The sequence below is a fragment of the bacterium genome, from assembly GCA_024224155.1.
In the GTDB taxonomy this organism is placed as follows: domain Bacteria; phylum Acidobacteriota; class Thermoanaerobaculia; order Multivoradales; family JAHEKO01; genus CALZIK01.
In genome coordinates this window covers 1-12,358 of the sequence record JAAENP010000051.1, presented here as the reverse complement: position 1 = coordinate 12,358, position 12,358 = coordinate 1, and the positions used below count along the sequence as shown (strand labels likewise).

Below are 12,358 nucleotides of genomic sequence, written 5' to 3'. Positions count from 1 at the left end.
ACGATCATCTCAGACAGTTTCGGTATTTCCCTAGAAGTTGAGATCGACGTCATCATGACAATGGGAGCAGACCCGACGAAAATCACAAGCGGTGCATTTGTCGGCTTCCGGAGTCGCCGGAAAGTGGCCTCTCCGAATGTTCGCGAGTCCAGTGCTGATCGCCGACACGGCCGCTTCGGTCGTTGCGGTGTCGGTAGCGACCTGGTGACGCGTTCCGTCGCGGAGCTCGTGCAGATATGCGGCCTCGACGTTGAGCCCCTCGCCGCGGCCGGCCGCGGTGTAGACGGCGAGCTGCTGCCGATACCGCTCGTCCCGGATCGTGTCGTGAGCGACCTTGTAGTCCACGATAGCCAGGGAGTCGACGCTCCCGTCCTCTTCGTCGAGAATTACGTCAGCACGCCCAGCGACGGTTCCGTCCGGCAGATGCAGCTCGAAAGGCCGCTCGACAGCCCAGACGCGCTGGAGGTCACTCGAATAGTCTGAGACGTAGTTGCCAACTAGTCGGGAGGCGGCCTGCTGCATTCGGTCGAACGCAGCCGTATCCGCGAACGGCAGGTAGAGCTCGACGGTGACCAGTTGCGCCAGCGCTGCAGAGTCAGGGACGGCACCGCTTTCTCTCGCCGTTTCTGCCACACGCCGCAGAACGTGGTGGATCGCCTTTCCATAACCCAGCTCGACGGCTAACTCCTGCTGGTAACCCAGGACTGACGCGAGACGGTAGCGATAACCGCACTCCTCGAAGAGGGCGACCTCCGAGAAGGAAGTGCTGAGCGCCGGCTGATAGTCGTCTTCGGTCTGTTTAGGAGGATCTGGAAGTGGTAGCGGATCGAGTCGCGGGGGATCGTCTCCAGCGACTTCGAGGAGGAAGGGAGAGGGCTTGAAACGGTTCTTCCTTCGCTCGAACGTTGAGAGATAGACGGCATCACGGGCTCGCGTCATCGCCACGTAGAAGAGACGTCGTTCTTCGGCGTCGCTTCCCTCGTAGCGGCTTCTCTTGGCTGGCGGGAAGAGGTTGTCGGGCAAAAGCCAGTCTTGCGCGCGGCCGCTCAGAGATGAAGGGAATCGGCGGCTGACAAGCGCGGGGATGAAGACGATCGGCCACTCGAGGCCCTTTGCCTGGTGGACGGTCAGTACATCTACGGCGTCGAGGTCGAGGGCCTGTTCGCCCTCGAAGTCTTCGTAGGCATCGCGAGCGTAGTGCAGAAGGTAGTTCGCGAGTGCTTGATAGTAGGGCTTGCCTCGATCACGGCCGGAGCGGAAAGTCCGGCGGCCGTTCTCGTCCTCCACGAAACGCGCTCGCCGGTTTACGTGCTCGAAGTCGGCCAGAACATTCGAGAAGCGCCCAAAGACGCCAAGGCGGGCTGAGCCATCCGGTGTGTCCGCATCGATTCCATGAGCCCCTAGGAAGTAGAGGAGCTTGTAGAAATCGCCTACAAGGCTGACCGATCTTGTGCCCCGAAGGCGATAGGTCCTCCAGTCTTCGAGGAACTTCTTGAGACCTGCGATAGGTTGGTCTTTGGTGAAGAATCGGTCGAGTGTCGTGACGATGTTGTCGAGATCCGCTGGTCGGGTCTCGCCGAAGCGCTCGTCCCGCCAGTCGCCGTCGACGAACCAAGCAAAGATCTCGCCGAAGATCGCGACCTCCGGTTGCAGCATTAGGCCCGTGCGGCCTGCGCAGTTGATCGGGATGCCGTGAGTGCCGAGAGCTTCGATCAGCGGTGGCGCCGAGGTGCGGACGGAGCGGTATAAGACGCCTACGTCGCGATAGTGATAGCCGAGTTCCTTCAAATGGAGGATTGTCTCGGCGATCACTCGCGCCTCGTCCTCTTCCGTCTCGGCGGACCAGGGGACGATCTCGTGAGCGCCGATGCTTCGTACCGGGTCCATGGCTTTGTCGAGTCGCCCGGAGATGCTCTGAGCGAAGGTGTTCGCGGCCGCGATGATCTGAGGCCGGGATCTCCGGTTGCTCTCTAGCTCTACTGTTGTGGCAGTTGGCCGCCGCTTCGTGAACTGGATGATGTTGCGAACGTCGGAGCCCCTCCACTGGTAGATCGACTGATCGTCATCCCCGACGACGGATAGCTCGACTGGATCCCGCGCGAGCAGTTCGATCAGGCGTTCCTGCGCCGGATTGATGTCCTGGTATTCATCGACCACGAGGTTTCGCAGGGGTCCGTGCACCCGCTCGAAGATGACGGGGTTCTCAAGAGCGTCGACCGCACACGAGATGATCAGCCCAAAGGTCAGAAAGTGGTACCGGTCAAGCATCTGCCGGTAATCGAAGTAGCACTCGCCAAGGGGTGTGCCATCGAGTTGCTCCAGGCTGATGAGCTCGTTCCCGATGACGTCCACATTCCGGATGAAGTCGCGGATTGGGGCCCAGTGCTTCTGGCCGAGACGCGAGAGTCCGAGGTGTCGGTGCTCCCGGCTCAGGAGTCCTGCATGGCGATGCTCGTCCAAGACATCGTAGTTACCGTATTGGGGCACATGGTCCTGGAGAATTCGGAAACAGTAGCTGTGGATGGTGCCCACAAACATTGGGCCTAGTCGGCCGAGGAATTCGGTCCCCTTGGCCTCTTCGACTCGCCTGACGATCCGTTCCTTGAGCTCGGAGGCGGCTTTCTCCGTGAAGGTGAACGCGACGATCGATGCCGGCTCAGCCCCCTCGGCGATCAGAGCGGCGACGCGCCGGGAGATGGACTCAGTCTTGCCGGAGCCGGCGCATGCAATGACCTGGAGCGGGCCGCCCCGGTGGTCGACCACTTGCTGCTGGGCAGTGGAGAGCTTGAAAGCCATGCGTTGATCGTCATCTCACAGGGTTGTTAAGACAGGATCTTACTCGCGGTCGGAGGTTGTGAGCCCCTCCGCCGCCGGCGGGCTCTCTACGACTTGAAGACTGGCTCGAGATACTTTTCCGCAGCCGTCGGCGCAGCGACTACTGGTTCACCGGACTACTGGAGCAGTTAGGGAAGACAGGAAGGACCTGTAAGGGCATTAGTTCCAGTGACTTAGTTGCCACTTGCGCGACCGATTCATCCCCTTGCCGCGACCGTTTCATCCCTCAAGCGCGACCGTTTCATCCCTCCTCGGGCCACCAGGGAGCGACCGATTCATCCCGAAAACGGCCGCGCTTTAGGCGTCCTTGTGGAAACCGAGGGGACCGCGAGAGGTGCCGGCTCTCAGATGCGGCCGGACGAAGTGCGGGGGAGGTGAGTCGGCGAGGGCTTGAGCAACAGGCCCTTCGCCTGCTCCGAGAGGCGCGCCGCTGGGTAGACGCGGAGGACGTCGGCTAGGTGAGCCAAGAACTTCTTCTTGAAGTCCCGCGGTCGGGCGTAGTTGGCGCCAAACTGGGCCTGGAGCGCCACCCAGGGGATGAGGCAGGGCTTCCGGAGGTAGCTCATCCGGTAGGTGAGCCACGAGTAGATGTCGAGGGCGAGCGGCGAGCCCTTGAGCGCTTTGAGCGCCCGGAGGTCGATCGGGACCGCGTGGGCGACGAGCTCGTCGTAGAACTCAGTGCTCAGGATAACGACGGAGTTCCAGAGGGGCTGTTGCTCCGGATCTCGCGGTGACCACCAGAGTTGGTGGCTGTGGGCGATGGTGTAGCCGACGCCGGCGGCGTGGCCTTCGGCCCCGTCGGAGTAACTGCAGCGGATCGTAGTGGAGAAGAGCCGGTGGAGCTGATCGCGAAGGCGTGAGGTCGTTCCCCGTTTGCCTGTCACGGGCGTCAGACCGAGCTTGTACATGAAACTCGAGAAGGTTGGTCCGAGCTCTATCTCGCGGTTGCGCGTTCGGACGGCCTCGGTCGAGAGCCAGGCGAGCGCGAGGCGCGGATAGGAGCCATAGGGTAGGCCTATCGAGGGCGGCGCGTTCATGTATAGGGTGAAGCGGCCGTTGACGCGTTCGAACTCGTGCGGGTTTGGACCCTTGTGGGGCCGGCTGTGCGGAAGGGTGGCCTGGACGAGGATGCGAGCCATGAAACCGAGCGCGCCGGCAGAGCGGGCTTCGTCGGCTTCGATGGCGAGGGCTTCTTGGGCGAGTTTCTGGGACTTGCTGCGGCGCGCCGGACGGGTGTTCCAAACGGTCCGCTCCAGGACCTCCCCGAGGCGATGCGGACAGTTGTCAGCACGCGTCAGAGCGAAAGCCTCAGGCGGCTAAGCTCATGTCCCTCAGTGAGTTAAAGGATTCGAGTTGGGCGAAAACGGTGTTCCAAATCTCTCCCGTTGGGGACACCAGCATGTCGTTGTAAATTACTGAAGCTAAAGGACTTATAGTGTTTCCGGTGCTCAGATAAGGGTGCCCTTACAGGAGTTCCTCGGAACCCCGTCCCCGCGGCGCAGAAAACCGGATTCCTACCCTGAGAGCCTGAAAAACGGGGTTCCAAGACTCTCCCGTTAGGGTGACCCAACGGGAGGTTCTTGGAACCCTCGGGTGGTGCGTCGCGCTAGGCGAGCGTGGGGCGCCCAATCGCCTTGACTCGGTTCTCAGGTATCTGAGCCCATGTCATCGGTAGCGCGAACGCTGTGTTCGGGCCTGACTGGGCGGTTACTGTTCCGGCGGTCACTCGTCGCTAGCGGTCGAGCTCTCGCCGATCCAGGTGTAGATCGTTGGCAGGACGACCAGGGTCAGCAGGGTCGAGGTTACCAGGCCGCCGATGACCACCGTCGCTAGAGGTCGCTGGACCTCGGCGCCGGCGGAGGTCGAGAGCGCCATGGGCACGAAGCCGAAGGAAGCCACCATGGCTGTCATCAGGACCGGCCGCAGGCGTTCCTCGCAGCCCCGACGGACGGCACTCTCGAGTGCCGCGCCCGCCGCTCGCAGGCGGCGGATGGCGGAGACCATGACGACGCCGTTCAAGACCGCGACTCCGAACAGGGCGATGAAGCCGACGCCCGCCGAGATGGAGAAGGGGATTCCGCGCAGCCAGAGGGCGAGGACGCCTCCGACGGCGGCGAGCGGCACGCCGGTGAAGACCACCAGGGCGCTGCGCACCGAACCGAACGTGGCGTAGAGGAGCGTGAAAATCGCCAGCAGCGCCAAGGGCACGACGATCATCAGCCGCTTGCGGCCACGCTCGAGCTGCTCGAAGGTTCCGCCCCAGGTGAGGTAGTAGCCGTCGGGTTTCTCGAGGGTGGTCTCGACGGCGGCTCGGGCTTCGGAGACGAACGACTCGAGGTCGCGTCCGCGGACGTTCGATTCGACGGTCAAGCGCCTTTGACCGAACTCGCGACTGATCTGGGCCGGGCCTTGCTCGAGCCGGAGCTCGGCGAGCTGGGCCAGGGGCACGGAGTGGCCGTCGGGATCGAGCACCGGCAGATTGCCGATGGTCGCGATGTCGGCGTCGATCGGTAGATTGAACTTGACGACGATGTCGTAGCGCCGCACGCCGTCCATCACCACGCCGACCGGGCGCCCCGCGCGGATCGCCTCGACCACACCAAGCACGTCCGCGACGGCAATGCCATATCGTGCCGCCTTGGCGTGATCGACCTCGATGCGCAGCACGGGCAGGCCCTGGACCTGTTCGGCCCGGACGTCGGCCGCGCCCGGAATCTCCCGAAGCGTCGCTGCGACCTGCCGGCCCAGGCGCTCCAGCGTGTCGAGGTCGTCGCCAAAGACGCTCACCGCGATGTCCGAGCGCACGCCGGCGATGAGCTCGTTGAAGCGCATCTCGATCGGCTGGGTGAACGAGTAGCCCATGCCCGGCACATTCTGATTCAGACGGTCCGCCATGGCGTCGATCAGCTCGGCTTTGGACCGGCCGCTCTGCCACTCGCTTTCGGGCTCCAGGATGACGAACACGTCCGAGAGCTCGATCCCCATGAGGTCGGTGGCGACCTCGGGAGAGCCGATCCGGGTGACCACGGTCTCCACCTCGTCGAACGAGCGCAGGGTTCGCTCGACGTCGAGTCCGGCGTCGATCGAGTGGCTCATCGACGAGCTCTGGAGGCGCAGGGTCTGGACGACGACGTCCCCCTCGTCGAGGGTCGGGAGAAACTCCCCGCCGAGGCGGAAGAAGAGGAGCGATGCGGCGAGGACGGCCATTGCCGCTCCCGACACCACCAGCCAGCGCGAGCGCAGCGCCAGGTCGAGCGTCGGTTTGTAGGCGCGGTGTACGAGGCGAAGAAACCAGGTCTCGTGCTCCGCGACCGGCTTACGCAGCAGCAGGGAGGCTGCGACCGGCATGAAGGTCAGCGCCAGGAAGAGCGAGCCGAAGAGGGCGAGAATGACGGTGATCGCCATGGGCCGGAACATCCGCCCCTCGGTGCCGGTCAGGGTCAGGATCGGCAGATAGACGATGATGATGATGCCGACCGCGAACGTCAGCGGCCGCCCGACTTCGAGCGCGGCCTCGCGCACCGCGGCCGTCCGGTTCCCTGTTCGTCCCTTGAGCCGGCGGACGATGTTCTCGATCATGACCACCGAGCCGTCGACGATCAGGCCGAAATCGACCGCGCCGAGGCTCATCAAATTGCCGCTGACGCCCAGGGTGACCATGCCCCCGAAGGCAAAGAGCATCGACAGCGGGATCGCGGCGGCTACGATCAGTCCGCCGCGCAGGCTCCCGAGCAGGAGCAGCAGAACGAGGACGACAAGCAGACCGCCTTCGACCAGGTTCTTGGTCACGGTCCAGATCGTCCGGCGCACGAGCTCGGTGCGGTCGTAGTAGGGACTGAGCGTGACCCCCTCGGGCAAATCCTTCTCGATCTCGGAGAGTCGCTCTTTGACCCGCTCGGTGACCTCCAGGGCGTTTTCTCCAGCCAGCATCTGGACCATGCCGATGACGGTCTCACCTATGCCGTCGCGGGTGGCCGCGCCGCGTCGGGGCATGCCGCCCGCCGCGACGGAGGCAACCTCCCGGACGCGAATCGGCGTGCCCTCGCGAACGGCGATGACCACCTGTTCGAGATCGGCCGTCGAACGGATCAGACCCTCGCCCCGGATCAGGAGCTGCTCGTCGTCGTGCTCGAGGTAGGCGCTTCCCGCCATCGCGTTATTGCGCTCGACCGCCTCGAACACCTGGGCCAGCGACACGCCGTGGGACAGGAGCTTGCCCGGCTCGACCCGCACCTGGAACTGCTTGGCCAGGCCGCCCCAGGCGTTGACTTCGACGACACCCGGCACCTGGCGCAGCCGGAAGGCGATCTGCCAGTCGAGGATGCTGCGCAGCTCCATGGGCGAGTAGCCGTCGCCCTCGAGGGTGAAATGGTAGACCTCGCCCAGACCGGTCGTCGGGGGGACCATCTCGGGCGAGCCCAGACCTGAGGGGATGTTGGCGCGGGCGTCGGGAAGCCGTTCCTGAACCAGTTGGCGAGCGAAGAACAGCGGCGTTTTGTCCTCGAAGACCACGGTGACCGAGGAGATTCCGTAGCGGGAGGTGGAACGCAGCTCGACAACATCGGGCAGTCCGCTCATCGCCGATTCGACCGGATAGGTCAGATACTGCTCGACCTCGAGCGGCCCCAGGGCTGGAGCTGAGGTCACGATCTGGACCTGGACGTTGGTGACGTCGGGTACGGCGTCGATGCTCAGTCGGTCGAGCGCGGCGAGCCCGCCGCCGATCAGAACGGCCACGAGCAGGACCACGAAGAGGCGGTTGTCGAGCGCCCAGTTGATGAGTTTGTGAGACATCAGTGATCGTGCCCTTCGAGACCGCCCTTGAGCAGCTCGGATTTGAGCGCGAAGGCGCCGGCTACGGCGACGATCTCGCCTTCCTCCACGCCCTCGAGCACCTCGGCCCACTCGCTCCACCGACGCCCCAAGCGAACTTCGCGCCGCTCGAACGCTCCTTCCCCTTCCGAGACGAAAACGTAGTTGCGCTCGTCCATCCGGGCCAACGCGGAGAGCGGCACCGTCAGCGCGTTTGCTGCCATCGGCTGTTGGGCCCCGGTGTCGGCACCGCCACGGGCCGCAATCTCGGCGTAGACGAACATTCCAGGCTTCAACTTGCCCTCGGTGTTGTCGATCACGGCGCGAGCCGCGATCGTCCGGCTGTGGGGGTCGACGACGTCGGCGACGAAATCAATCCGGCCGCCGAAACGGTGCTCGGGGTGGGATTCGCACTCCAGGCTCACGGCCGATCCCTCCGAAACCGCGGGCAGGTCCTTCTCGAAGAGCTGCAGCATGAGCCACAGCTCGTCGAGCTCCGCCACCACGAAGAGCCGAGTGTCCGGGTCCACGATCTGGCCGGTCGATGCCGTGCGCTCGGTGACTTTGCCCGCGATCGGAGCCCGCACCGGGTAAGTGGTGGTGGGGCGGGCGGACGCGGCCGAGAGTTTCTCGATGTCTCGGCTGCTCAACCCGAGCAGATGGAGCGTCTGGGTCGCCGATTCGAGCTCGGCGCGAGCGGTCTGCCGCTCGCCCTCGCGGCGCAGGAGTTCGGCCCGGCTGATGGCCTCTCCCTCGAGCAGGATCCTGGCGCGCTCGACTTCGGCCTCCTGGACCCGCGACCTGGCGAGCGCCTGGCGGTACTTGGCCTGCGCCGCGCCGAGCGCGGGGCTGTCGATCCAGGCCAGCACCTGGCCGGCCGAGACGGTTGCCCCGTAGTCGGCGACCACCTGGGCGATCCTGCCGCCGATCCGAGCGGTGGCGATCGCCATGCGCTGCTCGTCGTAGCCGAGCCTGCCGGTCGCCTCGATCGTCGGCTCGACGGCGCGCCGGCCCACCGGCTCGAGGACGATCCCCGCGCTTTGAACAGCTTCTGGCGAGAGCGAGATCGTGGAGACTTCGTCGGCGTGTTCGGCCTCCTCGTGTTCATCGTGGTGAACCTCGGGCCCGCAGCCAGCCAGTAGGAGTGCCCCAAGAACCAAGTGGGCAGCCAAGAAGGTACCCAGGAGGGTCAATCGGTTAGTTGTTTTCATGGGAATCAACCTCGTCGAGTGAAAGTCCCAGAAGTCGCTCGATGTGCAATCGAGCGAGCGTGAGACGGGCTCGGGCCTCGACCTCGGTCAGACCGACCTCGAGCAAAGAGCGCTGAGCGTCGAGCAGGTCGAGCAGCGAGCTTTCCCCGTTTTCGTAGCTGAATTGGGCGATCTCGACGGCTCTGGCCGCCGAGTCGCGCCAACCGCCGTTGTAGAGCGCGAGTTGTTCCTCGGCCGCGCGGTAGGCGATGACCGCTTTCTCGAGTTCCAGTCCAAGGTCGAGCCGGCGGACATCGAGATCGGCACCGGCTTCCTGCAAACGGGCGTCGGCTGCCGCGACCTCCGCGCGGTTGCGGTTCCAGAGGGGCAGCCTGAAGGCGACGCCGGCCGAGGTCGCCTCCTTGTCGAGCTCCGACTCGCGGCCGACCGAGAGCTCGAGGTCCGGCAGCGCCGCCTTGCGCTGGGCCGCCAGCATCGCCTCCGCTTCGTCGGTGGCTGCCTGAGTGGCCTGAAGTTCCGGACTCGAGGATTCGAGACGGGCCAGCAGGGTCTCGACCATCGGCAGTGCGCGAGGAGCATCGAGCTCCCCAGTCAGTGCGAACTCGCGGCCCAGCGACCGATTGCAGACAACGTCGAGAGCCGCCCGAGCCGCGGCGAGGTCCTGGGCGAGCCCTCGGGACAGTTGGCGCCTGGCAAACCACTCTGTCCGGGCCTTGACGGCCGCGAGCGGAGCCGCCTCGCCGGCCTCGACCCGGCGCTCGGTGAGCTCCAGCAGGCGGCGCGCGATTCCCTCGCTCTCGACTCCGACCGCGGCCTTGCGCTCGGCGAGCAGGGCCACCGCCCAGAGTCTGCCGACTTCGTAGTCCAGGAGGGCTGCGAGCGCCTGCTGGTTGTATCGGGCTCGCTCAACGCCGGCCTCGGCGGAGCGGACTCGTTGGCGCCGATAACCGGGCAGCGGGATTCGTTGACTCACCTCCGCCCGCCACTCGGTGCCCGATTCGGAGCCTCCGTCGGCCTCGCCGGATTCGAGGCTGGCGACGGGGTCGTCGAAGACGCGCTCTTGCCTGAGCGCGGCCCTTGCGGCTTCGACCGCTGCTCGAGCCGACTCGAGAGTCGGGTGCTCGGCCCGGGCGGCGGCCCGGAGGTCGTCGAGGCCGTAGGTTTGCGCCCCGGCGGCCTGTCCGCACAGAACAACCGCCACCAAGGGCGCAATGGCCAGAATCTCGTATCGCTTAGTCACCAAGAACCTCCCTACTCCAAGAAACCTGGATCCCGCGCAAGGAATGCTGCGCGGGGCTCGCTTCTCGAGCGAGCACTGGTCAGACGGACCGGCTAGAGGTCAGGAGCGGGGAGGCTGGTAGATGCCCTGCGGCGCGGCTTGCAGCGGACGTTCCAGGTCGCGCCGCGCGATGGTCTCGCAGCGCTGGAACGGGGCTGTCGCGGGTGCCGCAGAGAATGCCCACGCGGAGTGCGCCATGCAACTCGAAAGGCAGCAGTGATCGCCGGAATCAAAGGGCGACGACTCGTCGCAGCGCCCGTCTTCGCAGCCTTCGCACGACCGACAGTCCTCGTGCGCGGGGGCGTCCGAAGAAGCTGCCATCCCAAGGGCCGGTAGCGCGGCGATCGCGAGAGCGCTCAAAACGAGCACCGCGGCCACACGCCGGCTTGCGATTGGACTCACGGACAAGAACATCACCGGGAAACTATCACGCGCGCTCCGTGCTGATCTCGAACCTGGCCTTCGGGGCGCGGCGAGCCGTCCGGCGGGGCAGATGGGTGGGCGAAGGCCTGAGCACGAGGCCAGCTTGCTTCTCTGAGAGGCGGGCTGCCGGATACACGCACAGCACGTCGGCTAGGTGGGTCAGGAACTTCCTCTTGAAGTCACGAGGCCGGCCGTAGTCGGCACCGAACTGAGTCTGCAGAGCCTCCCAAGGGATGACGCACGGCTTCCTGAGGTAGCTCATTCGGTAGGTGAGCCAGGAATAGATGTCGAGTGCAAGGGGCGAGCCCTTGAGTGCCTTGAGGGAGCGGAGGTCAATCGGCACGGCGTGGCCGACCAATTCGTCGTAGAACTCAGCGCTCAGAACGACAACCGAATTCCAGAGCGGCTGCTGATCCGGGTCTCGCGGTGACCACCAAAACTGGTGCTTGTGCGCGATGGTGTAGCCGACGCCGGCGGCATGCCCTTCGGCCTCGTCGGAGTAGCTGCAGCGGATTGTGGTGGAGAAGAGCCGGTGAAGCTGATCGCGGAGCCGCGACGTCGTTCCGCGCTTGCCAGTGATCGGTGTCAGTCCCAGCTTGTACATGCAGCTCGAGAAGGTCGGACCGAGCTCGATCTCGCGACTCCGGGTCCGGACCGCCTCGGTCGAGAGCCAGGCAAGCGCGAGCCGTGGGTAGGAGCCGTAGGGGAGTCCCACCGACGGCGGCGCATTCATGTAGAGAGTGAAACGCCCGTTGACGCGCTCGAACTCGTGCGGGTTTGGACCTTTGTGGGGCCGGCTGTGGGGGAGGGTGGCCTGGACGAGAATCCGAGCCATGAAGCCGAGGGCGCCGGCGGCGCGCGCCTCTTCGGCTTCGATCTCGAGCGCTTCTTGAGCGAGCTTCTGGGACTTGGTGCGGTGCCCAAGGGCGGGCGAGAGTCCCGCCTGTTCTCGATCGGCAGGGGTGTTCCAAACGGTCCGTTCCAGGACCTCCCCGAGGCGATGCGGACAGTTGTCAGCACGCGTCAGGGCGAAAGCCTCACGCGGCTAAGCTCATGTCCCTCAATGAGTTAAAGGATTCGAGTTGGGCGAAAACGGTGTTCCAAATCTCTCCCGTTGGGGACGCCAGCATTTCATTTTAACTTACTGAATCTAAAGGGCTTATAGTACTTCCAGTGCTCAGCTTGGGGCGCCCTTACGGGAGTTCCTCGAAACCCCGTCCCCGCGGCGCAGAAAAGCGGATTCCTACCCTGAGAGCCCGAAAAACGGTGTTCCAAGACTCTCCCGTTGGGGTGCCCTAACGGGGGTTCTTGGAACTCTCCCGCAGAGCGTTGCGCTAGGCCCCCGGTGATTGCCCGTGGCTGCCGAGATCCCTGGCGTGGGTTGCGGATCAGCGGTATGACGCGGCAAGGTCTACAAACAGGTCGAGGCTGAGAACCTGAGTGCCAAGGTACAGGCGGCCGAGCCGAGAGGATTGAGCGAGAGGGATAGCGTCTTGTGTCAGGATTCCAAGGTGCTACGAGCCGCGAACCCCACCCTCGACGAGGGACGGGCTTTTGCCCGCTACTTGGACAGTGCGGCCGAGGGCTTCTTTCGGTTCTGGCTCGGTCGCCGCGCGGTGGACATCATCGCCGCCGCATTCCTCGAGCCTAACCACGACCTCTCCTACCAGAACGTCACTTTCGCTGAGCGTAACGAGATCATCGTGGGAATGGCTTCAGGCTACACGGCTGAACAGCATCGTCGTTCCTCCGACCGACCTTTGAGGCGAGCGGCGGGTTTCAGTCCACGGATGAGGGT

General features: G+C 64.8%; 7 protein-coding genes. 1 reads left to right on the top strand and 6 read right to left on the bottom strand.

Translation table 11 applies throughout. The annotated features are described in order from the left end of the window. Positions 1 to 30: 30 nt before the first annotated feature. The 6 genes from GY769_03340 to GY769_03315 all read right to left on the bottom strand — a co-directional run bounded on the left by GY769_03340 (position 31) and on the right by GY769_03315 (position 11,395). The gene (locus GY769_03340; protein ID MCP4200948.1) at positions 31 to 2,796 is read right to left on the bottom strand and encodes an ATP-dependent helicase; all 2,766 of its coding nucleotides are present in this window, start codon (positions 2,794 to 2,796) and stop codon (positions 31 to 33) included. A 383-nt stretch (positions 2,797 to 3,179) separates the two neighbouring features. After that, positions 3,180 to 3,974 carry a pirin gene (locus tag GY769_03335; GenBank protein ID MCP4200947.1) on the bottom strand — a complete coding sequence of 265 codons (795 nt, stop codon included), beginning with the start codon at positions 3,972 to 3,974 and terminating at the stop codon, positions 3,180 to 3,182. Between the two features lie 583 nt (positions 3,975 to 4,557). After that, positions 4,558 to 7,629 carry an efflux RND transporter permease subunit gene (locus GY769_03330; GenBank protein MCP4200946.1) on the bottom strand — a complete coding sequence of 1,024 codons (3,072 nt, stop codon included), beginning with the start codon at positions 7,627 to 7,629 and terminating at the stop codon, positions 4,558 to 4,560. After that, entirely contained in the window at positions 7,629 to 8,858 is a 1,230-nt protein-coding gene (locus GY769_03325) for an efflux RND transporter periplasmic adaptor subunit (protein ID MCP4200945.1), read from the bottom strand. The genes GY769_03330 and GY769_03325 overlap by 1 nt, the downstream gene beginning before the upstream one ends. Further along, complete coding sequence (locus GY769_03320; GenBank protein MCP4200944.1) at positions 8,845 to 10,098, bottom strand: TolC family protein; 1,254 nt, start codon at positions 10,096 to 10,098, stop codon at positions 8,845 to 8,847. Before GY769_03320 ends, GY769_03325 begins: the two co-directional genes overlap by 14 nt. A gap of 466 nt (positions 10,099 to 10,564) precedes the next feature. Next, positions 10,565 to 11,395 carry a pirin gene (locus tag GY769_03315; GenBank protein ID MCP4200943.1) on the bottom strand — a complete coding sequence of 277 codons (831 nt, stop codon included), beginning with the start codon at positions 11,393 to 11,395 and terminating at the stop codon, positions 10,565 to 10,567. Positions 11,396 to 12,071: 676 nt separating this feature from the next. Between GY769_03315 and GY769_03310 the strand changes: the two genes are divergently transcribed. Then, a partial coding sequence (locus GY769_03310) for a hypothetical protein (GenBank protein MCP4200942.1) occupies positions 12,072 to 12,358 on the top strand: 287 nt, incomplete at its 3' end.